Origin of the sequence: Actinomadura sp. 7K507 (genome assembly GCF_004348425.1) — a bacterium.
Classification (GTDB): Bacteria; Actinomycetota; Actinomycetes; order Streptosporangiales; family Streptosporangiaceae; genus Spirillospora.
In genome coordinates, this window is record NZ_SMKK01000151.1 from 1 (window position 1) to 24114 (window position 24114).

Below are 24114 nucleotides of genomic sequence, written 5' to 3' on the forward strand. Positions count from 1 at the left end.
GGCCGGGTTCGGGCTGGCGGGGTTCCTGGGTGGCGTCGCGCCTCGGGGTCCGGCTCACGGACGGCTCGCGTCCGGTGGGCGTCGGCCTCACGGATCTCGTCGGGCTGGCCGTGCGGCGCAATCCGCGCCGGGCGCACCTGCTGGTCTCCGCCGTCCTGGGCAAGCACGTCCCGACCGACCCGCGGCTGGTGTACGGGTCGGGGTTGCTGCTGGGGGAGCTGGTGCGCGCGCGCCTGCGCGGTGAGAAGCCGTCCCGGCCTGGGGCTCTGCTGGCCGATGCTTTGCGGGGCGTGCCGGGAACGGCTGCCGGGCTGCGCGATCTCTTGCGTGCACCGCAGGTTCCCGTGGAAGCCGTCGTCCTGGGGTATGCGGAGACGGCCACGGCCCTGGGGCACTCGGTCGCGGATGCCCTGGGCGGCGCCTACTACCTGCACTCCACACGGCGTCCGGTAGCGGGTTTCGCGATGTACGGGGGGTTCGAGGAGGAGCACAGCCACGCCACGAGCCATCTGCTGCTGCCCGCCGACTCTGCCGCGTTCGACCGTGACGTGCCCGTGGTGCTGGTGGACGACGAACTCTCCACAGGCCGGACGGTCCTGAACACCATCGAGGCATTGCACGCCGTCCGCCCCAGGGGCCATTACGTCCTGGCGGCCCTTGTCGACCTGCGCGGCCCCGACGACCGGTCCCGGATGGACGATCTCGCCGCCCGGCTGGGCACCCGCATAGACGCCGTGGCCCTGGCCGGAGGTCGCGTCGACCTCCCCGAAGACATCCTGGCGACAGGGAAGACGCTCGTCGCCGACCTGTCCGCCCGCACCGTCCTCCAGGGCGGGGCGGCGGCCGCGTTCGGGGTGACCCGCATCGGGCTGGAGTGGCCCACCGGACTGCCGGACGGAGGACGCCACGGCTTCCTGCCCGAACACCGGGCGCGGCTGGAGAAGGATCTGGCGCGCATGGCCGATGCGCTGGCCGGTGGATCGGGGGCCGGTGGACTGGGGGCCGGGGCCTCCCGGGTTCTCGTCCTGGGATTCGAGGAGTTGATGTACGCGCCCCTGCGGCTCGCCGAGGCCCTCGCCGACGCGCTGCCAGGCGTGGACGTCCGGTACTCGACGACGACGCGTTCGCCGGTGCTCGCCGTGGACGACCCCGGGTACGCGATCAGGACGCGCCTGGCCTTCCAGGCGCATGACGATCCCGCCGATGGGCCGGGGGAGCGGTACGCCTACAACGTCTCCCCGGCCTCCGACCAGAACGGATTCGACCGGATCGTGCTCGTGGTGGACGACATCGGCGACACCTCGCTGCTCGCCACCGGCCTCGTGGAGCGGCTGCGCGCGCTTGCGCCGGTCCTGGTCGCGGTGGTCCCCGCCAGGAGGGGCACGTGAAGCCGCTGTACGGGCCCTCATTCGGCAGCTACCAGGCGGAGGACGTCGCGTGGCTGCTCAAGGACCTGTCCCATGCGCGGCTCGAAGCGCCCACCGAGGAGCGGGAGGCGGCGATCCAGGCGGGCCGGGCCCACTACGCCGAGTCGCTTCCGGTGGAGTACCAGCCCGGCCCCGAGTACCGGCGGCTCTTCCACAAGGCGCTGGAGGCGTCGGCCGAGCGGATCGCGTACGCGACCGGGCTGGTCACCGAGATGATCCTCGCCGAGCGCGGCCCGCGGGCCGTGCTCGTCTCGCTGGCCCGCGCGGGCACGCCGGTCGGGATCCTCATGCGGCGCTGGGCGAGGTTCTCCCGTGGCCTGGACCTGCCCCACTACGCGGTCAGCATCGTCCGTGCACGCGGCATCGACACCGTCGCGCTGCGGTACCTCGCCGAGCACCACGACCCGGCGTCGGTGATGTTCGTGGACGGCTGGACGGGCAAGGGCGCGATCACGCGTGAACTGACCGCCGCGCTGGCCCCGTCCCCGTTCCCCTCCGACCTCGCGGTGCTGGCCGACCCGGGACGGTGCGCCTCCCTGTTCGGGACGCGCGACGACTTCCTGATCCCGTCCGCCTGCCTCAACTCGACGGTCTCCGGGCTGGTGAGCCGGACCGTGCTGAACGCCGACCTGATCGGGCCCGGAGACTTCCACGGCGCGAAGTTCTACGCCGACCTGGCCGGCGACGACGTGTCCGCCGTGTTCCTCGACACCGTGTGCGCGCGGTTCGGGGACGTCGCCGAGCGCGTCGCCAAGGACCTGCCGGAGCACCGCGCCGCCCGCCGCACGCCCGACTGGTCGGGCCGGGAGGCCGTCCGGCGGTGCGCCGCCGCCGAGGGCATCGACGACCTGAACCTGGTCAAGCCGGGGATCGGGGAGACCACGAGGGTGCTGCTTCGCCGCGTCCCGTGGAAGGTCCTCGTGCGCGCGGACGCGGGTCCCGAGGTGACGCACATCAGGCTGCTCGCCGGCGAGCGAGGGGTGCCCGTCATCGACGTCGAACCCGGCCGGTTCCCCTACGCCTGCATGGGATTCATCCATCCTCGGTTCGGCAAGGGAGCCGTCCAGTGACCGTCTTGGTGTGCTCCGACCTCGACCGTACGCTCATCTACTCCGCCGCCGCGTTCGCCTTGGACGGGCCTGACGAGACGATGCCGCGCCTGCTGTGCGTGGAGTTCTACCAGGGCGCGCCGCTCTCCTACATGACCGAGGCAGCCGCGCGCACGCTGGAGACCCTCTCGACGGCCGCGACGTTCGTCCCGACGACGACGCGCACACCGGAGCAGTACCGCCGTATCAACCTGCTGGAGAAACCGGCCGAGTACGCCATCACCGCCAACGGCGGCCACCTCCTCGTGGACGGCGTGGACGACCCGGAATGGGCGGCGTCCGTCCGGGCACGCGTCGCCGACGGATGCGCGCCGCTGGCGGACGTCCAGGAACACCTCGTCCGGACCGGTGGAGACTTCGTCCTCAAACGGCGCGACGCGTCCGGCCTCTTCGCCTACACGGTCGTCGACCGGGCCGCGCTGCCCCCCGGATGGGTCGAGGACCTCACCGGATGGTGCGCCGAACGCGGCTGGCGGACGTCCCTGCAAGGACGCAAGGTCTACTGCCTGCCCGCGTGCCTCACCAAGGCCGCCGCCGCGGCCGAGGTCGCCCACCGGACGGGCGCGGCCACGACGCTGGCCGCCGGTGACTCCCTCCTCGACATCGAACTCCTCGAAGCCGCCGACCTGTCCATCCGCCCCGCCCACGGAGAACTGCACGACACGGGGTGGACGTCCCCGGCGACGGCCGTCACCGCCTCACGCGGCATCAGCGCGGGGCAAGAGATCTCAGAGTGGCTCCTGGAGCGCGCGACCGCCCCGTGAAAGGCCGCCGCGAAAAATCACGCCGCGGCCGTGGAGACCGTTGACAAGCGACGGACCCCAAGGGGTCGCAGCGGCCGCGTTCAGCGGTCACAATCACGGTGACCCTCTCTCGCTCAAGAGGAGGACACCCTGAACGCATGACCTCCCGTCTGACCGGCGACGAGACCGCGCTGTGGAAGGCCGCGGCCAGGGTCCTCGATGCGAACTGGACCGGTACCGCCACCGCCGCGTCCCCCGGCCTCTACCCGCACCAGTGGAGCTGGGACTCCGCGTTCATCAGCATGGGCCTCGCCCGCCACCGCCGCGACCGCGCGGAAGCCGAACTGCTCTCCCTGTTCCGCGGCCAGTGGGCCGACGGGATGCTCCCGCACATCGTCTTCGACACCAGCCTCGCCCGGCACGCGTACTTCCCCGGCCCCGAACTGTGGCGCAGCGAACGGCAGCCGGACGCGCCGCGCGGCGTCCACACCTCCGGCCTCACCCAGCCGCCGCTGCACGCCCTCAGCGCCCTCCGCCTGCACGAATGCGCCGCCGACCTCGAAAGCAGCCGGGCGTTCCTCGCGCGGCTCCATCCGATGCTCACCGCCCAGCACCGCTACCTCGCCCGCGCCCGCGACCTGGACTCCAGCGGCCTGATCGCGATCTGCCACCCCTGGGAGTCGGGCCTCGACAACAGTCCCGCCTGGGACCGGCCGCTCAGCGCCCTCCGGCTCCCGCCCACCGCGTACGCGCCGGCGCAGCCCGCCCACACGCCGCCGACCGGCGAGGACTACGACCGCTACGTTCGGCTCGTCGCCCTCATGCGCGACGCCGGCTACGCACCCGGCTACCTCCGCGAAGCGCACCCGTTCGCCGTCGAGGACCCCCTCGTCAACGCCACCTACCTGGCCTCCGCCCACGCCCTCGCCGAGATCTCCGACATCGTCGGCGCCGACCCCGCCCCGCACCGCGAATGCGCGCAGCGCGTCCACGCCGCCATGCTCGACCGGCTGTGGGACCCCGAGACCGGCTGCTTCCGCGCCCGCGATCTGCGCGACGACCGGCTCCTGCCCGTGGTCACCGTCGGCGCGTTCGGTCCCCTCCTGGACCCCGAGCTGCCCGCCCCGATCGTCCGCGACCTCGTGGACCTGCTGCTGTCCGCCCGGTTCGCCGGCGCCGCCGGATACCCCGTCCCCACCTGCGACATCCAGGCCCCCGCGTTCGACCGCGGCGGCTACTGGCGCGGCCCCACCTGGATCAGCACGAACTGGCTCATCTGGTACGGCGCCCTCCGCCAGGGACTCCCGGTCGTCGCCGACCTGCTGTACGGCTCCACCATGCGGCTCGTCCGCCAGTCCGGATTCCGCGAGTTCTTCGACCCGTTCGACGGCACCGGCCGCGGCAGCCACGACTACGCCTGGTCGGCCGCGCTCGTCCTGGACCTGCTCGGAGCCCGCCGCGCGCCGCAGGCCGCCTGACCGGCCGCCCCGCGTGATCGCTTACGGTGGGTGCATGCGCCTACGCCGGGGTTCACTGCCGTCCGCGGTCCGCGACGAACTCACGCTGGAACGAGGCGAACGCGTCCTCGCCGCGGCCCCCACCCGCGGCGGCTCCCACGTCGCCGCCACCACGACCGCGCTGCACCTCCCCACCGCCTCCGGCGGCTTCACCCGCATCCCCTGGGAACGCGTCGACCACGCCACCTGGAAGGACGGATGGCTGAACGTCGAGGAGACATCGGCCGGCGCCGAACACCACATCCGGCTCACCGACCCCGGCTCCGTCCCCGAAACCGTCCGGGAACGCGTCACGGCCACCATCGCCGTCAGCCACCAGGCCGTCCTCCCCGGCGGCGGCAAGGTACGCATAGCCGGCCGCCGCCCGGCCACGGGCGGCGGCATACGCTGGACGTTCGTCTTCGAGGCGGGACTCGACCCCGCCGACCCGGGCCTGCGGGCCCAGGCCGAACAGGTACTCGAGGAACTGCGCCGCCAGACCGGCCTCTAGGAGGGATAGACCTGCGGCGGCTGCTCGTCGGTGGCCTTGTGGCGACCCGGAACCTGCTCGGGCACCCGCTCCTTCAGATGGCCGGCCTTCCCGCGCGCCGCCCCGGCGACCTCCTCGCCCTTGGCCCGCAGCCTGCCCGCCGTCTCCTGCACGTTCGGGTTCTCCGACACCTGCTGAGACATCCTCTTGAGCTGCTCGTACCGCTCACGCCCGGCCTTCGTCCCCAGGACGTAGCCGATCGCGGCCCCTGCCATGAACATCATGCGTGTCTTCATGTCCGACTCCTACTGACGGCGGATTGGTGCCACCCCCCATACCCGCCAAAGCCGACCCCACCCATAACGCGTGCGCGAAGAGCCCCCCACATGCGCTAACCTGGACGCGCCAAGGGGCCGACGGCCCCGCCGCACGCGCGGTCCCGCGTAGCTCAATCGGCAGAGCAGCCGGCTGTTAACCGGCAGGTTACTGGTTCGAGTCCAGTCGCGGGAGCCTCTTATGGCTCCGGGTATCCGCAGGTCAGGCTTCGTCCGATCGTGTCGGAACAGAGCCTTCCCGGCCTGTGCCCGACCAACTGCCCGACTGGGCCCGCCGTCTCCGCATAGGTGAGCCTTTCAGGCCACCTCCTCAATGGCGCTTCGGCGACGCTGCTGGGATGTGTTCACGAAGGTATGACACTCCCGCCTGCCGTTGCGGCTCCTCCTCAGCGGTCGCCGTCAGGACCGCTCGTGGTGCTGACTTGATTCGAGGTAGCGGTCGGCCATGGCCCGGCCGACGTGGGGGACCAGGCCTCGATGCCGTCGTGCGTCGCCAGGTCCGCCAGGTGAACGGGGTCGAACCCGGGAAGCTCGGCGGCCAGGTTCTCGTGTGCGGGGTACTCGGCGTCGCCGATGGCGCGGATGCCCGCGGCGTGCCGGGTGGCGGTGTCGACGGGTTCCCCGGTCCCAGCCGCCCGGTGACCTCGGCGGCTCCGGCTCGGGCGAATCGGGTCCCGTCATCGGCGGCGGGTGGTCCGTTTCGAGGGTGCTGGCCGGGTAGATCGGCTTGTGCGCGCTCAGTGGGTCGTGGCTTGGCGGAGGGGGGCTGCGGACGGGCATGGTGATGCTGGTTGTGGCCTATGCCGTCGTGGCCGTCGTCGTTCCGTGGGCGCTGGGGCGGCATAGGCGTGCCATGGCCTGCGCCGCCGCCGTGCTTCCGGCGGCGACGGCCGTCTGGGCCGCCACGCGGGCGGGGGGCGCGGAGCTCACCGAGAAGATCACGTGGTCCGCGCAGCTCGGGCTCGTGATCGACTTCCGGCTGGACGCGCTGTCGGTCGTCATGCTGCTGCTCGTCGGTGGGGTGGGAGCCGTCGCGCTCTGCTACGCGGGCTGGTACTTCGAGCGTTCCGAACGGCTGATGATCGGGACGCTCGTGGTGTTCGCGGGGGCGATGACCGGGCTGGTGCTGGCCGACAACCTGCTCGTCCTGTACGTGTTCTGGGAACTCACGACGCTCAGCTCCTTCATCCTGATCGGCACGGCCGGGCCGGAGCGGGCCGAGGACCGGCGTGCGGCCACCCAGGCGCTGCTGACGACCACCGCGTTCGGGCTGGTCATGCTCGCCGGGTTCGTGGTCCTCGGCCAGGCCGCCGGGACCTACCGGATCTCGGCGCTGCTCGCCGACCCGCCGGGCGGGGGCGCGGCCGAGGCGGGCCTGGTCCTGGTGCTGCTGGGGGCGTTCGCCAAGTCGGCGCAGATGCCGCTGCACGCGTGGCTGCCCGCGGCGATGGTGGCGCCCACCCCGGTGAGCGCCTACCTGCACGCCGCCGCCATGGTGAAAGCGGGCGTCTACCTGGTGGCGCGGCTGTCGCCCGCGTTCGCCGAGACCGGACTGTGGCGGCCGACGGTGATCGGCGTGGGGCTGGTGAGCCTGCTCGTCGGCGGTGCCCTCGCGCTCAGGCAGAACGACCTGAAAAGGCTCCTCGCCTACGGGACCGTGAGCCAGCTGGGCTTCCTGATGGTCCTGTTCGGGCAGGGGACCCGGACGGCGGCGCTGGCAGGAACCGCGTTGCTGCTGGCCCACGGCGTGTTCAAGGCCCCGCTGTTCCTGGCGGCCGGCGTCGTCGAGCACCGGACCGGCACGCGCCGCATCGACCGGCTCTCCGGGGTGGGGCGGCGGCTGCCCGTGACCGCCGTCGTGGCCACGGCGGCGGTCGCTTCCATGATCGGCCTGCCGCCGTTCCTCGGGTTCGTGGCGAAGGAGGCGGCGATCAAGGCGTTCGCCCACGGCGGCCTGGACGCCGCCGTCCTCGCCGGGGTGGTGGCGGGATCGGCGCTGACCACGGCCTACGGTGTGCGGTTCCTGCGCGGCGCCTTCGGCGGTGGCGGGGACGGTGCGCGGGCGGCCGACCCGTGGGGGATGGTCGTGCCGATGGCGGTGCCCGCCACCGCCGGTTTCGTCCTGGGGTTTATCGCCGGGCCGGTGCACACGATGGTCGCGCCGTACGCGGACACGATGAGCGGGGACACCGGGTACGAGCTCGCGCTCTGGCACGGGCTCGGACTCCCGATCGCCCTGTCCGCGCTCGCCATCGCGGCCGGCGCCGGGCTCTACCTCCTGTACGTCCGGTCGCTGCCGGACAGGCGGATGCGGTGGCCCCTCCTGGACGGCCAGCGGATCTACAACGGCGTGATCAGGACGACGCTCGCCGGGGCGCAGGCGGTCACGAAGTGGCTGCAGGTCGGTTCGCTGCCCGTCTATCTCGGCGTGATCGGGGCGACGGTGCTCGTGGTGCCGGGCACCGCGCTCGTCGTGGGACTGGTCCGGGATACGAGCCCCTCGGCCTACGTACCGCACGGCTGGGACGACCCGATCCAGACGGTCCTCGGCCTGGTCGTGATCGTCTGCGCGCTCGCGGCGCTGCTGGCCCGCCGAAGGCTGTCGGCGGCGCTGCTGATGTCCGGGGTCGGCTACGCGATCGGCGGGCTCTTCGTGGTGCAGGGCGGGCCGGACCTCGCGCTCACGCACCTCGTCGTGGAGACGCTCCTGCTGATCACGCTCGTGCTGGTGCTGCGGCGGCTCCCGGAACGGTTCCCGCCGCGCCGCCGGCAGCCGTCCGCCCGGATCGTGACCGCCCTGATCAGCCTGGGCCTGGGCGGGTTCGTCGCGACGTTCCTGGTGGTGGCGTCGCTGAGCCGCGTCAGCCCCCCGACCGGCCCCGCCTACGCCGACCTCGCCGCCGAGGAGGGGACCGGCAACGTCGTGAACATGATCCTCGTCGAGACGCGGGCCCTGGACACCCTCGGCGAGATCACGGTGGTGGCCGTGGCCTCGATGGGCGTCATCGGCCTCGTGCTCAGCGGTCGCCGCGCGCGGCGCTCGCCCGCCGAGGACCCCGGCACCGGCGAGCCGGGAGGGCGGAGCTGGCTCGCCACGTCCGGCCGCCCAGCGGTGGGTGGCGCGCCGATGGTGCCGGCGGCGGCCACGGCGCGCCTGCTCGGCCCGGCGATCCTGGTGTTCTCCGTCTACCTGCTCTTCGCGGGGCACAGCCGTCCCGGCGGCGGGTTCGTGGCCGGGCTCGTGGCGGCCATGGCGTACGTCCTGCGCTACCTGCCGGGCGGGCGGCGGGAACTGGAGGCCGCGCTGCCCGTGCGGCCCGGCGTCCTGCTCGGCGGCGGACTCGGCCTGGCGGTCGCCACCGGCGCGGCCGGCTGGACGCTCGGCGGGTTCGGGGACGGCGAGTTCCTCAAGAGCGAGGTGCTGCACGTCGCGCCGCCCGTCATCGGAGACGTCAAGATCACGACCAGCCTGTTCTTCGACGCCGGGGTGTACCTGCTGGTGCTCGGGCTGGTGCTGACGATCCTCATCACGCTCGGCGCGAGCCTCGACGAGAGCGCCGTGGACGAGGCCGACCTGGAGGACGTCGAAGCAGAGGAAGGAGCACGACCGTGACAGGCCCCGCCCTCGTCCTCGTTCTGGCCGTCGCCGTGCTGTTCGCGGCGGGCATCGACATGCTGATGCAGCGGTCGCTCATCCGGATCGTGGTCGGCTTCATGCTGCTCGGGCACGGCGCCAACCTGCTCCTGCTGCTCGCGGGCGGGACCGCCGGCTCGCCGCCGCTGCTCGGCAAGGAGTCCGAGCGGCCGATGGCCGACCCGCTGCCGCAGGCCATGGTGCTCACCGCCATCGTGATCACCTTCGGTGTGACGGCGTTCCTGCTGGCCCTGGCGTACCGCAGCCGGATGCTCCTGGGCGAGGACGAGGTGCGCGACGACGTCGAGGACCGCCGGATCCACGCCCAGCGCCGCCGTGAGGCGCGGGCCGGCGGCCCCGGCGAAGAGGCCGATCCCCTGGAGGAGCCCGACCGGCACGACACCGAGCAGGAAGGCTCCGCCGCGCAGGACGCCCCGCGCCGGGACGGCGGGACGGGTGACGGCGCATGAGCGTGCTCGTCCCGCTGCCGTTCGTGCTCCTGCTGCTCGGGGCCGCGCTCATGATGATCAGCCGGCGCCGGGAGTTGTGGCTGCGCGTCCTCGGCCCGCTGACCGTGGCGGGATCGCTGGCGGCCTCCTGCGGGCTGCTGGCGGCCGTGGCCAGGGACGGCGTGATCGCCGTCCAGATCGGTGGCTGGCCCGCGCCGCTCGGCATCACCCTCGTCGCGGACCGGCTGTCGGCGATGCTGCTCGTGGTATCCACCGGCGTGCTGCTCGCGATCATGCTCCATGCCGTGGCGGAGGGCGCCGGAGGCCTCGGCGGGCACGAGCCGGGCATCTTCTATCCCGCGTATCTCACGCTGACCGCCGGGGTCTGCCTGATCTTCCTCGCCGGCGACCTGTTCAACCTGTTCGTCGCGTTCGAGATCATGCTGGCGTCCAGCTACGTGCTGATGACGCTCACCCCGACGGCCGAGCGGGTCCAGGCCGGCATGACCTACACCGTGGTCAGCCTCATGTCCTCGATCCTGTTCCTCACCGCGATCGGCCTGACCTACGCCGCGGCGGGCTCGGTGAACCTCGCCGACCTGTCCGGCCGCATCGCGGACCTGCCCGAGGGCACCCGGACGGCGCTCGGGCTGCTGTTCCTCGTCGTGTTCGGGATCAAGGGGGCCATCGCGCCGATGCACCTGTGGCTGCCCGACAGCTACCCGGCCGCCCTCACCAAGGTCACGGCCGTGTTCGCGGCGCTGCTGACCAAGGCCGCCATCTACGCCCTCATCCGGGTGGAGACGCTGCTGTTCCCCCGCGAGCAGGTGTCGTGGATCATGCTCGTGCTGGCCGCCGCGACGATGCTCATCGGCACCCTCGGCGCGCTGACCCACGACGACATCCACCGGGTGTTCTCCTTCACCCTGGTGGGCCACATCGGCTACATGCTGTTCGGCCTGGGGATGTACAGCGTCGCCGGACTCACCGGCGCGATCCTCTACCTCGTCCACCACATCGTCGTGCAGGCGGCGCTGTTCCTGGTCAGCGACCTGATGCAGGGGCTCACGGGGGAGACGTCGCTGCGCCGCCTCGGCGGCATCGCGCGCATGTCGCCCTTCGTCGCCGTCGTGTTCTTCATCCCCGCCATGAGCGTGAGCGGGATGCCGCCGTCCTCGGGTTTCATCGCCAAGCTCGCGCTGTTCCAGGCGGGCCTCGGCTCGGGGCAGGCCGCCGCCTACGCCGTCACCGCCGTGGCGGTGCTGGCGAGCCTGCTCACGCTCATGGCGATGTCCCGGATCTGGACGCTCGGGTTCTGGCGTCCCCGCCCGAAGGAGGCCGGCGAGCCCCCCGCCGGCCCGTCCTACACGGAGGGAAGCAGGCGGCTGATGGGGACCGTGACGAGCGTCCTGGTCGCCGGAGGCCTGCTCATCGCCGTGTTCGCCGGGCCGCTGGCGACCTGGAGCCACCGCGCCGCGGCCGATCTGCTGGACCCGTCGGCGTACCGGACCGCCGTGCTGGACGGAGGCGCGCCGTGACCCCCGCACTCCGCCGCATCGCCTCCCGCCTCGTCATGGGGGTATGGCTGCTCGCGATCTGGCTGCTGCTGTGGGGACGGGCCGACGCCCTGACCGTGATCGGCGGCGCCGTCGTCATCGCCGCCGCCTATCCGGCGAGCCGGCTGCCCGCCGTTCCGCTGGTCAGGCGGATACGGCCGTTGCGCCTCGCGTTGGCCGTCGCCGAGTTCGTCTGGGACCTGCTCCTGTCCAGCGTGGTCATCGGCTGGCACTCGCTGTACCGGCCGGGACAGGTGCGCAGCGCCATCCTCGACGTGGACATGCGGTCCCGCTCGGAGGTCATCCTGCTGGGGGTGACGACCAGCATCTCCCTCCGTCCCGGCACCATCCTGATCGACCTGGACGCGGAGAAGGCCGTCCTGCGCATCCACGCCATGCCGGTCCGGAGCGCGCAGGAGGCGGAGACGACGCGGTACGGCGTGGTCCGGACGGAGGAGCGGCTGATGAGCGCATTCGTGACCTGGGAGGACGCACCACCGAAGGAGGAAGGATGAACACCGTCTATGTCCTGACCATGATCCTGCTGGGCGTCGCGTTCCTGATGACGGCCGTGCGGCTGGTGCGCGGCCCCTCCAGCTTCGACCGCATCCTGGCGCTGGACGTCATGGCCGTCCTGCTGGTCAGCGGCATCGCCGTGCACGCGGCCTACTGGGGCGAACCCGGGCACGCCACGCTCCTGCTGGTCGTGTCGATGCTGGCGTTCGTCGGCTCGGTCAGCGCCGCGCGCCTGGCGGGGGCCCGGGGGGAGCGCGCATGAGCGCCGGCGACGTCGTCACCGCCGTCCTGCTGCCCGCGGGCGCCGTCTTCTCCGTCCTCGGCGCCCTCGGCCTCCTGCGGTTCCCGGACCTGCTGTCCCGGCTGCACGCGGCGACGAAGCCGCAGACGATCGGGCTGCTGCTGATCCTCGCCGGGGTGGCGCCCCAGGCCGGTTCCGTCTCGGCCGCGACCCCGCTGATCCTGGTCGGGTTCTTCCAGCTGCTCACCGCGCCGGTCACCGCCCAGACGGTCGGCGGCGCCGCCTACCGCGCCGGCGTGATCCGGCACGACCTCCTCACCGTCGACGAGACCGACCAGCGAAGCTGAGCCCGGGACCTGGAAGGCCGCCGCCGGAGCCTCCCGTCCGGCGGCGGGTCACTCGTCGGTGGCGGGGGTGGCGCCGGCGACGGACTCGGCGAGCAGGTCCTCCTCGGTGGCGCCGCGCCGCCAGTAGCCGGTGAACGTGACGGCGCGGCGGTCCAGGCCGCGCTCGTTCACCAGGTGCCGGCGCAGCGCCTTGACGAAGGCGGACTCGCCGGCGATCCAGGCGTAGGCGCCGTCCGGGACGTCGGCGGCGCGGACGGCGTCGAGCAGGCCGCCGGGGGCGACCCACGTGATGTCCGCGTCGGCGGCCGAGGGCAGGTCCTGCCGGTCGCCGGGCTCCGGGACGTCGATCCAGACCTGCGCGGGCGTCCCCGCGGGCAGCCAGGCGAGGTTCCCGGCGATGGCGGGCAGCGCGGTCAGGTCGCCCGCGATCAGCACCGGGCTCTCGGAGGGCGGGCGGAAGTCGTAGCCGCCGTTGTCGGCGCCGGTCGGGCCGAGGACGGTGACGCGGTCGCCGGGGCGGGCGGCGGCCGCCCAGGCGGCGGCCGGGCCCGAGGTGCCGTTGGCGTGCAGCGCGAAGTCGACGTCGAGTTCGCCCGGACGCTGGTCACGGACGGTGTAGGACCGCATGATGCCGCGTACGGCCGGATCCAGGGCCCGCCAGTCGGCGAACCAGGTCGCGCCGTCGTTGTTCTCCGGCATGACGGGCGCGTCCTGGTGCGGGTGCGGGAGGAACAGCTTGATGCGCTGGTCCCGGCCGGCGGTCACGAACGGCGTCTCGGCGTAGGCGTTCAGGGAGTCGCCGCCGAGGGTGACCCGGACCATCGACGGTCCGAGCCGCTCGGCCCGCAGGACGTGCAGGTCGAAGAACGCGTAGGGATGGGCCGGGTTCGTCACGGTGCCGCCTTTCAACCGGTCTTCTTCGCGGACTTCAGGGAGGTGGCGAAGGCTTCGAGGATCGGCGCGCAGCCTTCGTAGGAGAAGCGGGGCTCGGGCTGCCAGGGCACGACCTGGCCGGCCTTCACCGCCGGCAGGTCCTTCCAGGTCGGCCTGTCGCCGAGGTCCTCGGGCTGGAGGGCCTGGGTGCGGGAGTCGAGCATGATGACGTCGGCCTCGTACCGGCCGGCGTTCTCCCAGCTGAGGTTCTCGAAGAAGCCGTTCTGGTCGAGGTTGTCCGGGACGATGAGGTCGACGCCGAGTTCCTTGAGGTAGATGAGGTCGGTGTTCTTGTCCGGGCTGGAGGCGTAGAACAGGTCGGGGCTCGCGGACGCGGCCAGCACCTTCAGCCCGTCATTGGCCTTGGCCGCCGCGCGTACCGCCTCGGCCGCCTTCTCGAACCGCGCCTTGGCGGCGGTGACCTTCCCGGCCGTCAGGTCGGCGCCGAGCGCGGCGGCGAGTGCGGCGGTCCGCTCGATCGGCTCGGGCAGCGGGACGGCGCCCGCGGCGATCGCGACGCTGGGCGCCAGCGCGAAGATCTTCTCCTTGCTCTCCGGCGGGACGTAGAACAGCTCGTCCTCAAGGAACATGTTGCTGACCAGGAGGTCGGGGCGGAGGGCGGCGTACTTCTCGATGTTGAACTCGCCGAACGCGTTGCCGATGATCTCCAGCCGGTCGACGGGCAGGTTCCCGGCCTGCGGGTCGGGCCTGCCGTCCTTGAGCTTCGTCGGGCCGAACACGCCGGCGATCTGCTCGTCGACGCCGAAGTCGTACAGCGCGGCGGCCGCGGCGACGTAGCCGACGACGCGCTGGGGCCGCGACTCCAGGGCGGCCTTCTGGCCGCGGTCGTCGGTGAACGTCCAGGCGCCGCCGCCCGCGGAGGCCGAGCCGTTCCCGCCGTCGCCGCCGCACGCGGTGAGGAAGGCCCCGAGGGCGACGGCGCCGCCCGCACCGAGGAATCCCCGCCGGGAGAGAGCGGCGCGGTCGAGGCGCCGAGCACCGGTGTTCGACATTCCGGACGTTCTCCAAAATCAACTACGGTGGCCCTATTGCGGGCATGATCGGAATTTAGGTTAACCTAACCTAAGTCCTTGTTCATAGGTGGGATCGATCACCCGGTCCCCACGGCGCGTCCCCGGAGCCCCGCCAGGTGTTGTCGACCAAGCCCCCGCCGGTCACGCCGCCGGCCGTGCGGACGCCCGGCGGCAGGCGGGCGGCCGGGCTCGCCGGCGCGCTGCTGCTCCTGCTCACCGCCGTCGTGCTCAGCCTCGCGGTCGGCGCCAAGCCGCTGTCGCCCGCCGCGGCCTGGGACGGGCTGTTCCACGCCGACTCGGCGGCGTACTCGATCGTCCACGACATGCGCCTCCCGCGCACCGTGCTCGGACTCCTCGCGGGACTGGCGCTCGGGCTCGCCGGCGCGGTGATGCAGGCGCTCACCCGCAACCCGCTCGCCGACCCGGGGCTGCTCGGGATCAACGCCGGCGCCTCCGCCGCGGTGGTCTCGGCGATCTCCTTCCTCGGCATCACCTCGTTCACCGGTTTCGTGTGGTTCGCGTTCGCGGGCGCCGGTGCGGTCGCGGTGCTGCTGTACACGGTCGGCGGCGGGAGCGGCGCCACCCCGGCCCGGCTCGTGCTCGCCGGAGCCGCGCTGAACGCCGCGCTGTTCTCCTACGTGAGCGCGGTCCAGCTCCTGGACACCGCGTCCCTCGACCGCATGCGGTTCTGGACGGTCGGATCGCTCGCCTCCGCGCAGACCCACACCATCGTGCGCGTCGCCCCGTTCGTCGTCGCGGGGCTCGTCATCGCCCTGCTGCTGGCCCGCCCGCTGAACGCGATGGCGATGGGCGAGGACGCCGCCCGCGCGCTCGGCGCCGGCCCCGGGCGGGCCCGGATCGCCGCGATCGTCGCGATCACCCTGCTGTGCGGGGCGGCGACCGCGGCCTGCGGGCCGATCGTCTTCGTCGGGCTGATGGTGCCGCACCTCGTCCGGGCGCTGACCGGATCCGACCTGCGCTGGCTGTTCCCGTACTGCGCGGTCCTCTCGCCCGCGCTGATGCTGGCCGCGGACGTCCTCGGCCGGGTGGTCGTGCGCCCCGCCGAGCTCCAGGTCGGGATCGTGATGGTCGTGGCGGGCGGGCCGGTCTTCCTGTACTTCGTCCGCCGCCCGCTCAGCAGGGCGGCCGCCTCATGACGGGGCGCGCCGCGGCCCGCGGCCCGCGTTTCGCCGTGGTGCGGACGCCCGCCGGGCTCTCCTTCCGCTTCCGCCCGCGCGCCATCGCCGTCGCGGCCGTCTGCCTGGCCGTGGCGCTCGGGACGGGCGTGCTGCTCATCGGCACCGGCGACTTCCCGATGAGCCCCGCCGAGGTCGTGCGCACGCTCGCCGGGCAGGGCTCGCCCGCCGACTCGCTCATCGTGAACGAGATCCGGCTGCCGCGCGTGGCGGCGGGCCTCGCGGTGGGCGCGGCGCTCGGCCTGGCCGGGGCGATCTTCCAGTCGCTGGTCCGGAACCCGCTCGGCAGCCCCGACATCCTCGGGTTCACCCAGGGCTCGTCCACCGGCGTCCTCGCCGTGATCGTGCTGACCGGCGGCGGCAGCGCCGCGGCCGCGGCGGGCGCCGCCGCCGGCGGTCTCGCGACCGGGCTGATCGTGTACGCGGTCGCGGGACGGCGCGGCGCGCACGGCCAGCGGCTCATCCTCGTCGGGATCGGCGTCGCCGCGATCCTCACCGGCGTCAACGGCTACCTGCTCACCCAGGCGAACATCGTCGACGCGGCCCGCGCCGTCCTGTGGCTGACCGGCAGCCTGGACGGCCGCGACTGGGCCGACGCCGCGCCCGTCCTCGCCGGGCTCGCCGTCCTCGGGCCGCTGGTGCTCGTCGGCTGCGGCCGGGCGCTGCGGATGCTGGAGATGGGCGACGACGCCGCGCACGGGCTCGGCGTCCCCATCGAGCGGGTACGCCTGATCATGCTGGCCGCGGCGGTGCTGCTCACCTCGCTGGCCGCGGCGGCGGCCGGCCCGGTCGCGTTCGTCGCGCTGACCGCGCCGCAGCTCGCCCGGCGGCTGACCCGGACCACCGGCCCCAACCTGCTGCCCGCGATGTGCATGGGCGCGGCGCTGCTGGTGGCCGCCGACTGGACGGCGCAGAACGCCTTCCCCGGCCACCAGCTCCCGGTCGGCGTGGTGACGGGGCTTCTCGGCGGCGGATACCTGGTCTGGCTCCTCACGACCGAACGCAAGACGGGACGGATCTGATGAAGAACAGGCGGCCGAGCGAAGGTCATCGACTGACCGGTACAGGGCTCACGCTCGGCTACGACAGGCGCACCATCACCGAGGACCTCGACGTGGCCGTGCCGGACGGCTCGTTCACCGTGATCGTGGGCCCGAACGCGTGCGGCAAGTCGACGCTGCTGCGCGCTCTGGCCCGGATCCTCAAACCGTCCTCCGGCACCGTCGTCCTGGACGGCGGACCGATCGCGGAATGGCCCGCCAAGAAGCTGGCGCGGACGCTCGGGCTGCTGCCGCAGTCGCCGATCGCGCCCGAGGGCATCACCGTCGCCGACCTGGTCTCGCGCGGCCGGTACCCGCACCAGAGCCTGCTGCGCCAGTGGTCGAAGGAGGACGAGCGGGTCGTCACCGAGTCGATGGCGGCGACCGGCGTGGAGGACCTGGCCGAACGGCACGTGGACGAGCTGTCGGGCGGGCAGCGGCAGCGGGTCTGGATCGCGATGGCGCTGGCCCAGCAGACCCCGCTGCTCCTGCTGGACGAGCCGACGACCTTCCTCGACATCGCGCACCAGATCGAGGTCCTCGACCTGTGCGCCGGGCTGCACGAGGAGGGCCGGACGGTCGTCGCCGTCCTGCACGACCTCAACCACGCCGCCCGGTACGCCACGCACATGATCGCCATGCGGGACGGCCGGATCGTGGCGGAGGGCGAGCCGTCGTCGGTGGTCACGGCCGAGCTGGTCGGGGAGGTCTTCCGGCTCCCCTGCCAGGTGATCGACTGCCCCGAGACGGGGACGCCCTTGGTCATCCCGGCCGCCCGCAGCCGGACGCCGGTCCCCGCACGCTGAACCGCGGCGCGCCGCTCCCGGGGAGCCGGGCTCCCAGGGGCGGTCACGCCGCGGATCGCCGAAGTCGTGCCGGGGCCGGGTCTACTTGCCGGCGGGGACCTCGTAGGCCTCGGCCTCCTTGGACGCGGCGGCCTCCCGCTCGACGACCAGGCCGCCCTCGGCCTTGGCGTCCGTCCGCAGGATGTAGGTCTTGCGGGTGCCCGGCTCGTCCACCTTCGAGAAGTCCATCGGCGTGCCGTACCCGCCGTCGTAGGTGGTGGTCGCCCGGTGCGCCTTGATCAGGCCGTCCCGGGTGAGGTCCTTGGCCTCGCACGCCTTCTTGAGCGCGTCCGCGAAGATCACCGCGCTGGTGTGGCCGTTGACGACCGCGTTGTCCAGCGGCTGCCCCGGGTACTTCTTGGCGTAGTCGCCGGCCAGCTTCTTGACCGGCGCCAGGTCGGACGAGATCGGCGCGCCGGCGCTGGCGAGGTAGAAGCCCTTCAGCAGCGCGGGGGCCGCCGGGGTCTCCAGCAGCTGCGGGGAGAACCCGGAGTTGCTCGCCACGATCGGCATCGTCATGCCCTTGGACCGGGCGACGCCCGCGAGCGACGCCGACTGCCTGGGGCCGGCGCTCATCAGGATCGCCGTCACCCCGGCCTTCTCCAGGGCCGAGACCTGCGCGGTCATGTCGTTGTCGGTCGCCTTGATCTTCTGCTCGACGACCGTCAGGCCGAGCTCGACGGCCGCGTACTTGGACCCGTTGAGCGCGCTCTCGCCGTAGTCGCCCTCGAAGTACACGTGCCCGATCTTGTCCCCCTTCTTCACCCCCGCCTCCTTCATCAGGAAGTCCACGGCGTTGATCATGTCGACGTCGTAGGTGGTGCCGGTGACCTGGATGTACTGGTTGCCGAGCAGCGTCGTCGCCCACGCGTTCGGGATGACGAACATCTTGTCGGAGGTGATGCGGTCCTCCAGCGCGGTCACCATCGGCGACCCGACGAACTGGGCGAGGCCGACGACGCTCGTCTGCAGCTCGCTGTAGGCGGCGACGGCCTTCTGCACGTCGTACCCGTGGTCGCGGACGACCAGCTCGACCGTGCGCCCGCAGATGCCGCCCTGCGCGTTCACCTGCTCGAAGTACAGCTGCTGCGCCTGGGTGAGGCTCTTGCCGAGCGGCGCGTACACGCCGGTCATGTCGGTCTGGACACCGATGCTGATCTTGTCGTCGGTGACGCCGGTGCCCTGCTTGACACCGTCGGCGCCGGCGGCCCCCGGGCCGCCGGTGGCCTTGTCGCTGCAGCCGGCCGCCATGCTCAGCGGCAGTGCCAGCGCCAGTGCGCCGGCGACCGTGACGCGCGCCATTCGCTTCATGCTGGTTGCTCCTCTTTCTCGAGTCGGGTGAGGGGTCGGGCGGCCCGGCGGCGGGCCACGGCCGTGCGCAGCCGCGGCCACACCCCGGCGAGGCCGCGGGGCAGGAAGAGGACGACGGCGACGACGGCGGCGCCGTACAGGATGCGGGCGGCCTCGGCGGGGGAGACCCCGCCCGAGCCCGGCGCCGCGACGAGCGGCAGGTCGTCGCCGAAGCGGGTGAGGAGCTGCGGCAGGACGGAGACGAACACCGCCCCCGCGACGGCCCCGGCGACGCTGCCGAGCCCGCCGATGACGATCATGGCGAGGTAGTCCAGGGCGAGGAACATCCCGAAGTAGTCGGGGACGGTCCGCTGGAACACCAGCGCGAGCAGCGCCCCGGCCGCCCCCGCGTACATCGACGACAGCACGAACACGCCGGCCCGGTAGCGCGCCACCGGCACCCCCATCACCGACGCCGCCACCTCGTGGTCGCGGATCGTGTTCATCGCCCGTCCCGGCCGGCCGCGCAGGATGCCGCGCGCGATCCACGCCGCCGGGATCAGCAGCGCCAGGGCGAGGAACCACAGCCGCTCCAGCGCGCCGAGCGGCACGTCGAGCAGCACGACCCCGGGGGAGTCGTCGAAGGAGAACCCGGCGATCTCCAGCGGCGGGACGTCCCGGCCGTTGAAGCCGCCGGTGACGCTCTCGGCGTTGAACAGCACGTGCTGCCCGATGAAGATCAGTGAGAGGGACGCGATGCCGAGGTAGACGCCGCGCAGCCGTCCCGAGATCGGGCTGAAGACGCCGCCCGCGACGCCGGCGAGGACGATCGCGCCGACGAACGCCAGCGGTGTCGGCAGCCCGAGGCCCGACATGTCGCCCTCCGAAGGCGACGCCAGGTACACGTATCCGTAGGCGCCGACGGCCAGGAAGAACGCGTGCCCCATCGACAGCTGCCCGGTCGACCCGGTCAGCAGGTTCAGGCCGATCGCGCCGATCGCCGCCGACATCGCGAACAGGCCCGTCTGCAGCCAGAACGCGTCCAGGTAGAAGGGAGGCAGGAGCAGGACCGCGATGCCCGCGACGGCCGCCCACCGGCTGCGGGACCGCGGGAGGAACGAACGGTCAGACACGCGACAGCTCCCTTGTCCCGAACAGCCCGGCGGGCCGGACCAGCAGCACGGCGAGCATCACCAGGAACGGCGCCACGCCGCCGATGCCGCGGCCCAGGAACGTCAGGTCGCCCTGGTAGCCGGTCACGAGCGACTCGGTGAGCCCGATGAGGAGCCCGCCGACCAGTGCCCCGGTGGTGGAGTCGAGCCCGCCGAGAATGGCGGCGGGGAACGCCTTCATGGCGGCGAACGAGGTGGCGCGGTCCAGCCCCGGTGTGGGGAACACCGTCAGGAACAGGGCCGCGACCGCCGCCAGCCCGCCCGCGATGGCCCAGGCGGCCAGCGATACCCGCGACAGCCGGATGCCCATCAGCGCCGCCGTCTCGCCGTCCTCGGCCGCCGCCCGCATCGCCACGCCCCAGGACGTGAAGCGGAATGCCAGCAGGAACGCGGTGATGATGACCGCCGCGGCGGCGAACGCGGCGATGCGCGTCTGGGCGATGCCGACGCCCCCCACGTACACGATGCGGTCCTGCCACGGGTCGCCGAGCGAGAGGACCTGCGTGCCGATCCGCCGCGTCAGCTCGGTCACCAGCACGATGTCGATGCCGATCGTGACGATCGCCAGCACCGCGTGGTCCTCCACGCGGGCGTGCCGCAGGATCAGCATCTCCACCAGCACGCCCAGGAGCGCCGCCGCGCCGATGCCGGCCGCGAGGGCGGCCGGGAAGCCGATGTCGTCGTGCAGCACGGCCGTCACGTAGCCGCCGGCCAGCAGCAGTGACGCGTGCGCGAAGTTGACCACCTCGGTGGCCTTGAAGATGATCACGAAGCCGAGGGCGATCAGCGCGTAGACCGCTCCCGCCGAGACCCCGTTGACCACCAGCTCGATGAACGTGCTCAAGGGTTTCCTTCCGCGTGGGAGGGCGCCGCCGGGTCGTGCGCGGCGCCGAGATAGGCGCGGACCACGGCCGGGTCGCGCTGCACCCGCGCCGGCTCGCCGCTCGCGATGCGCCGGCCGAAGTCCAGGACGGTCACCTCGTCGGCCAGCCGCATGACCATCCCCATGTCGTGCTCGACCAGCAGGATCGAGACGCCGAGGTCGGCGCGGGCGCGGGCGATGACCTCGGCCATCCGCCGCCGCTCCCCGCCGTTCATGCCGGCCACGGGCTCGTCCAGGAGCAGGAGCCGGGGCTCCATCGCCAGCGCGCGCGCCAGCTCCAGGCGCTTCTGGACGCCGTAGGGCAGCACCCCGACGGGAGTGCCGAGATGCTCGTCCACGCCCACGAACCGGGCGATGTCGCGCACCCGCGCCCGGTGCCGCGCGTCCTCGCGCCGCGCCCACGGCGTCCGCAGGCCCGCCGACGCGAACCCGGCGCGGGTGAGGCGGTGCCGCCCGAGCATCAGGTTGTCCTCGGCGGTCTGGTGCCGCGACAGCGCGATGTTCTGGAACGTGCGGGCGACGCCGAGGGCCGCGATCCGGTGCGGCGCCAGGGAGGTCAGCTCCGCCCCGCCGAACCGCACGCTGCCCTCACTCGCCCGGTACACCCCGGACAGGACGTTGAAGCACGTCGACTTCCCGGCCCCGTTCGGCCCGATGAGCGCGTGGACGCTGCCCTCCGCGACCGTGAACCCGACCCCGTCGAGAGCGGTGAGTCCCGCGAACCGCACGGTGAGCTCACTGACCACCAGCTCGCCCGTCATCCGGTCCACCTTTCGAGCGTGGGCGGCGGGGCGGTCTCGCCGGCGGCCTCGCCGTCCTCCGCGGAGTCGGCTTCCTCGCCGACGCCGAGGTAGCGGCGCCTGACCTCGTCGCTGCCGGCCAGCTCGGCCGACGGGCCGTGCAGCGCCACCGCGCCGACCTCCAGCACGTGCGCGGCCGACGACAGTTCCAGCGCCAGCGCGGCGTTCTGCTCGATCAGCAGGATCGCCGTGCCCAGCAGGTTGATCTCCCGGATGGTCTGCGCGATCCGCTCGGCCATCAGCGGTGCCAGGCCGAGCGTCGGCTCGTCCAGCAGCAGGACCGACGGGCACGCCATCAGCGCCCGCCCGATCGCGAGCATCTGCTGCTCCCCGCCCGACAGCAGCCCGGCCCGCTGCCGCGCCCGCTCCGCCAGCACCGGGAACAGCTCCAGCACCCGCCCGTGCGCCTTGGCGGACTCGGCCCGGCTCGGTGCGCCGAGCGCCCCGGCCCGCAGGTTCTCCTCGACGCTGAGCCGGCCGAAGACCCGCCGCCCCTCCGGCACCTGCACCACACCGGCCGCGACCACGGTCGCCGGATGCAGGCCGATCAGGGACCGGTCGCCGAGCCGTACCGTGCCCGCGTCCACCGCGCCGCGGTGGAACGGAAGCGTCCCCGAGATCGCCCGGAGCAACGTCGACTTGCCCGCCCCGTTGGCGCCGAGCACCGCCGTCACCGATCCCGCCGGGACGTCCAGGGACACCCCGCGCAGGGCCCGAACGGCCCGGCCGTAGCTCACCGACAGATCACGGACCGCGAGGGTCCCGTTCGCCATGCACGCCTCCACATCTCGTGTGGCAGGAACCCCAGCACGGGGCGCCGACCTGCGTCCATGGGGCGCGGGCAAGACGTGGCGGGCGTCCAATCGAACGCCGTTCGGGTTGTGTCGCGAGCACAGTCGGGACGGCCCGCGAGGCCGTCCGGGGCGGTGTTCAGTCCGCGCGGTTGTGCGCGGTCAGCGGAGGTGCCGCTCCACCGATTCGACCTTGGCGTCGAGCGCGCCGGTCACGCCGGGCCGGATGTCGGCCTTGACGACGAGGCTCACCCGCGGCGCCCGCGCGGCCACGGCGTCGGTGGCCGCCTTCACCACGGCCATCACCTCGTCCCACTCGCCCTCGATCGTGGTGAACATCGCGTCGGTGCGGTTGGGCAGACCGCTCGCGCGCACCACACGGACGGCCTCTGCGACGAGTTCGCCGACCTCCTCGCCACCACCGAGCGGGGTCACCGAGAACGCGACGAGCATGGGGAGACCTCCCGTAGTCAGGGTTGCAGGACCTGCCGTACCACGATCTCATCCAGCCGCCGCTCGACGATGGCGCCCACCGGCCAGTCGCGCACCAGGCACCGCAGCAGCGCGGCCTCGTGCTCGGCGAACGACGGGTCGCACCCCTGCTGCTCAAGGCTCGACCTGATCGCCAGGACGTAGTCGTCAACGGTGAATCCGGGCACCTCCCGGACCATCGCGGTCGTCGTGGCGCGGTGCGAGTTGAGCCCGGCGAACGACCGCCCGCACCCGCAACCCCCGTCGGGGTCGTCCTGGTCGCGAGCGCACACGATCCCGATGTGGACGAGCTCTCCCTCGACGCACCAGTCGAAGTCGTTGTCGCGGAATCCCTGGCTGGAGTTGGTGGCGGTGAGCAGCTTCAAGGCCATTACCTCCTAGGCAAGCGAGTCCGCCCCACCGTACGACGAGCGTCTGACGTAACGTCGGGGGCATGAGCGACAACGACGTCCTGCTCCACCGCGACGGCCCGTTCACCACGATCACGATGAACCGCCCGCGCCGCCGCAACGCACTGTCGCGCGACTTCCTCCTCGCGCTGACCGAAGCCTTCCGCGAGACCGGCGGCACCGACGCCCGCGGCGTGGTCCTCGCCGCCAACGGCCCGGTCTTCTCCGCGGGCCACGACTTCGCCGACATGGCCGGGGCCTCGCACACCGACGTCCGCGACCTGCTCCAGGTCTGCACCGAACTGATGCGGACGATCCAGTCCGTTCCCCAGGTGGTGGTGGCCCGCGTGCACGGCCTGGCCACCGCCGCCGGCTGCCAGCTGGTGGCGAGCTGCGACCTGGCGGTCGCCGCCGAGAGCGCGGGCTTCGCCGCACCGGGCGGCAAGGGCGGCTGGTTCTGCCACACCCCCCTGGTGGCGATCGCCCACAACATCGGCCGCAAACGAGCCGCCGAAATGGCCCTGACGGGCGAGGTCTTCGACGCGAAGACCGCCACCGACTGGGGCCTGATCAACTACGCGGTCCCCGACGACGACCTGGACAAGGCCACCCAAGACCTCCTCCAACGCGCCACCCAAGGCAGCCCCCGCAGCAAGGCCCTGGGCAAACAGGCCATGTACGCCCAACTGGACCGCCCAGAACAGGACGCCTACACCTACGCGATAGAGGTAATGGCCGCCTCCAGCCAAACCCCCGAGGCCCAAGAGGGCATGAAGGCCTTCCTAGAAAAACGCCCCCCCAACTGGCCCGCTTAGCCCCGAGAGGCACAGCCCTCAAAAGCCCGGCCGACAAGGCCGAGGGCTGAAGGCCCGTGCACGAACCCAGGCCACGCGAAGAGACCAAGGG

General features: G+C 72.8%; 25 protein-coding genes and 1 tRNA gene. 16 read left to right on the forward strand and 10 right to left on the reverse strand.

Annotation, left to right across the window (positions count from 1 at the left end; translation table 11 throughout):
• From E1285_RS28990 to E1285_RS29010, 5 genes are all read left to right on the forward strand, one after another.
• A partial coding sequence (locus E1285_RS28990; protein ID WP_243723117.1) for a phosphoribosyltransferase family protein occupies window positions 1-1388 on the forward strand: 1388 nt, incomplete at its 5' end.
• The gene (locus E1285_RS28995) at window positions 1385-2497 is read left to right on the forward strand and encodes a cysteine protease StiP family protein (RefSeq protein WP_132157637.1); all 1113 of its coding nucleotides are present in this window, start codon (window positions 1385-1387) and stop codon (window positions 2495-2497) included. The genes E1285_RS28990 and E1285_RS28995, both read left to right, overlap by 4 nt.
• Complete coding sequence (locus E1285_RS29000; RefSeq protein ID WP_132157639.1) at window positions 2494-3300, forward strand: HAD family hydrolase; 807 nt, start codon at window positions 2494-2496, stop codon at window positions 3298-3300. The genes E1285_RS28995 and E1285_RS29000 overlap by 4 nt, the downstream gene beginning before the upstream one ends.
• A gap of 137 nt (window positions 3301-3437) precedes the next feature.
• The gene (locus E1285_RS29005) at window positions 3438-4757 is read left to right on the forward strand and encodes a hypothetical protein (protein ID WP_132157641.1); all 1320 of its coding nucleotides are present in this window, start codon (window positions 3438-3440) and stop codon (window positions 4755-4757) included.
• A 34-nt stretch (window positions 4758-4791) separates the two neighbouring features.
• Complete coding sequence (locus E1285_RS29010; protein WP_132157643.1) at window positions 4792-5286, forward strand: hypothetical protein; 495 nt, start codon at window positions 4792-4794, stop codon at window positions 5284-5286.
• On the opposite strand, the gene E1285_RS29015 is transcribed toward E1285_RS29010, so the two are convergent.
• Window positions 5283-5561, reverse strand: a complete 279-nt coding sequence (locus E1285_RS29015; RefSeq protein WP_132157645.1) for a YtxH domain-containing protein — start codon at window positions 5559-5561, stop codon at window positions 5283-5285. The two genes, E1285_RS29010 and E1285_RS29015, sit on opposite strands and share 4 nt — an antisense overlap.
• A 141-nt stretch (window positions 5562-5702) precedes the next feature.
• Here E1285_RS29015 and E1285_RS29020 point away from each other — a divergent pair.
• From E1285_RS29020 to mnhG, 7 genes are all read left to right on the forward strand, one after another.
• Window positions 5703-5775: transfer RNA gene (locus tag E1285_RS29020), tRNA-Asn, on the forward strand.
• Between the two features lie 603 nt (window positions 5776-6378).
• Window positions 6379-9213 carry a hydrogen gas-evolving membrane-bound hydrogenase subunit E gene (mbhE, locus tag E1285_RS29025; protein WP_132157647.1) on the forward strand — a complete coding sequence of 945 codons (2835 nt, stop codon included), beginning with the start codon at window positions 6379-6381 and terminating at the stop codon, window positions 9211-9213.
• Window positions 9210-9704 carry a Na(+)/H(+) antiporter subunit C gene (locus E1285_RS29030; protein WP_132157649.1) on the forward strand — a complete coding sequence of 165 codons (495 nt, stop codon included), beginning with the start codon at window positions 9210-9212 and terminating at the stop codon, window positions 9702-9704. The genes mbhE and E1285_RS29030 overlap by 4 nt, the downstream gene beginning before the upstream one ends.
• The gene (locus tag E1285_RS29035; protein WP_132157651.1) at window positions 9701-11221 is read left to right on the forward strand and encodes a Na+/H+ antiporter subunit D; all 1521 of its coding nucleotides are present in this window, start codon (window positions 9701-9703) and stop codon (window positions 11219-11221) included. The genes E1285_RS29030 and E1285_RS29035 overlap by 4 nt, the downstream gene beginning before the upstream one ends.
• A complete protein-coding gene (locus E1285_RS29040) occupies window positions 11218-11754 on the forward strand; it encodes a Na+/H+ antiporter subunit E (protein ID WP_132157653.1) in 537 nt (178 codons plus the stop codon). The genes E1285_RS29035 and E1285_RS29040 overlap by 4 nt, the downstream gene beginning before the upstream one ends.
• Window positions 11751-12017, forward strand: coding sequence for a monovalent cation/H+ antiporter complex subunit F (locus tag E1285_RS29045; RefSeq protein WP_132157655.1), 267 nt, complete (start codon window positions 11751-11753; stop codon window positions 12015-12017). Before E1285_RS29040 ends, E1285_RS29045 begins: the two co-directional genes overlap by 4 nt.
• Window positions 12014-12343 carry a monovalent cation/H(+) antiporter subunit G gene (mnhG, locus tag E1285_RS29050; RefSeq protein ID WP_132157657.1) on the forward strand — a complete coding sequence of 110 codons (330 nt, stop codon included), beginning with the start codon at window positions 12014-12016 and terminating at the stop codon, window positions 12341-12343. Before E1285_RS29045 ends, mnhG begins: the two co-directional genes overlap by 4 nt.
• 48 nt (window positions 12344-12391) lie before the next feature.
• On the opposite strand, the gene E1285_RS29055 is transcribed toward mnhG, so the two are convergent.
• Together E1285_RS29055 and E1285_RS29060 are read right to left on the reverse strand one after the other, a co-directional pair.
• Window positions 12392-13237, reverse strand: coding sequence for a siderophore-interacting protein (locus E1285_RS29055; protein WP_243723118.1), 846 nt, complete (start codon window positions 13235-13237; stop codon window positions 12392-12394).
• Between the two features lie 11 nt (window positions 13238-13248).
• Entirely contained in the window at window positions 13249-14289 is a 1041-nt protein-coding gene (locus E1285_RS29060; RefSeq protein ID WP_132157659.1) for an ABC transporter substrate-binding protein, read from the reverse strand.
• A gap of 137 nt (window positions 14290-14426) precedes the next feature.
• Here E1285_RS29060 and E1285_RS29065 point away from each other — a divergent pair, with 137 nt between their 5' ends.
• From E1285_RS29065 to E1285_RS29075, 3 genes are read left to right on the forward strand one after another with little or no spacing between them, the layout of a single operon-like run.
• Window positions 14427-15467, forward strand: a complete 1041-nt coding sequence (locus E1285_RS29065) for an iron chelate uptake ABC transporter family permease subunit (RefSeq protein ID WP_132157661.1) — start codon at window positions 14427-14429, stop codon at window positions 15465-15467.
• Complete coding sequence (locus tag E1285_RS29070; RefSeq protein ID WP_132157663.1) at window positions 15464-16528, forward strand: iron chelate uptake ABC transporter family permease subunit; 1065 nt, start codon at window positions 15464-15466, stop codon at window positions 16526-16528. The genes E1285_RS29065 and E1285_RS29070 overlap by 4 nt, the downstream gene beginning before the upstream one ends.
• Window positions 16528-17352, forward strand: a complete 825-nt coding sequence (locus E1285_RS29075) for an ABC transporter ATP-binding protein (RefSeq protein WP_132157665.1) — start codon at window positions 16528-16530, stop codon at window positions 17350-17352. The genes E1285_RS29070 and E1285_RS29075 overlap by 1 nt, the downstream gene beginning before the upstream one ends.
• Before the next feature lie 81 nt (window positions 17353-17433).
• Here the strand turns inward: E1285_RS29075 and E1285_RS29080 are convergent, their stop codons facing one another.
• The 7 genes from E1285_RS29080 to E1285_RS29110 form a co-directional block, all read right to left on the reverse strand.
• On the reverse strand, window positions 17434-18702 hold the full coding sequence (locus E1285_RS29080) for an ABC transporter substrate-binding protein (protein ID WP_132157667.1): 1269 nt from the start codon (window positions 18700-18702) through the stop codon (window positions 17434-17436).
• Entirely contained in the window at window positions 18699-19814 is a 1116-nt protein-coding gene (locus E1285_RS29085; RefSeq protein ID WP_132157669.1) for a branched-chain amino acid ABC transporter permease, read from the reverse strand. Before E1285_RS29085 ends, E1285_RS29080 begins: the two co-directional genes overlap by 4 nt.
• On the reverse strand, window positions 19807-20697 hold the full coding sequence (locus E1285_RS29090; protein ID WP_132157671.1) for a branched-chain amino acid ABC transporter permease: 891 nt from the start codon (window positions 20695-20697) through the stop codon (window positions 19807-19809). The genes E1285_RS29085 and E1285_RS29090 overlap by 8 nt, the downstream gene beginning before the upstream one ends.
• Entirely contained in the window at window positions 20694-21497 is an 804-nt protein-coding gene (locus tag E1285_RS29095; RefSeq protein ID WP_132157673.1) for an ABC transporter ATP-binding protein, read from the reverse strand. The genes E1285_RS29090 and E1285_RS29095 overlap by 4 nt, the downstream gene beginning before the upstream one ends.
• Entirely contained in the window at window positions 21494-22309 is an 816-nt protein-coding gene (locus E1285_RS29100; RefSeq protein WP_132157675.1) for an ABC transporter ATP-binding protein, read from the reverse strand. Before E1285_RS29100 ends, E1285_RS29095 begins: the two co-directional genes overlap by 4 nt.
• Before the next feature lie 180 nt (window positions 22310-22489).
• The gene (locus E1285_RS29105) at window positions 22490-22780 is read right to left on the reverse strand and encodes an MTH1187 family thiamine-binding protein (protein ID WP_132157677.1); all 291 of its coding nucleotides are present in this window, start codon (window positions 22778-22780) and stop codon (window positions 22490-22492) included.
• 17 nt (window positions 22781-22797) lie between these two features.
• Complete coding sequence (locus E1285_RS29110; RefSeq protein ID WP_132157679.1) at window positions 22798-23190, reverse strand: hypothetical protein; 393 nt, start codon at window positions 23188-23190, stop codon at window positions 22798-22800.
• 62 nt (window positions 23191-23252) lie between these two features.
• On the opposite strand from E1285_RS29110, the gene E1285_RS29115 reads away from it, so the two are divergent.
• A complete protein-coding gene (locus E1285_RS29115) occupies window positions 23253-24023 on the forward strand; it encodes an enoyl-CoA hydratase-related protein (RefSeq protein ID WP_132157681.1) in 771 nt (256 codons plus the stop codon).
• Window positions 24024-24114 lie beyond the last annotated feature (91 nt).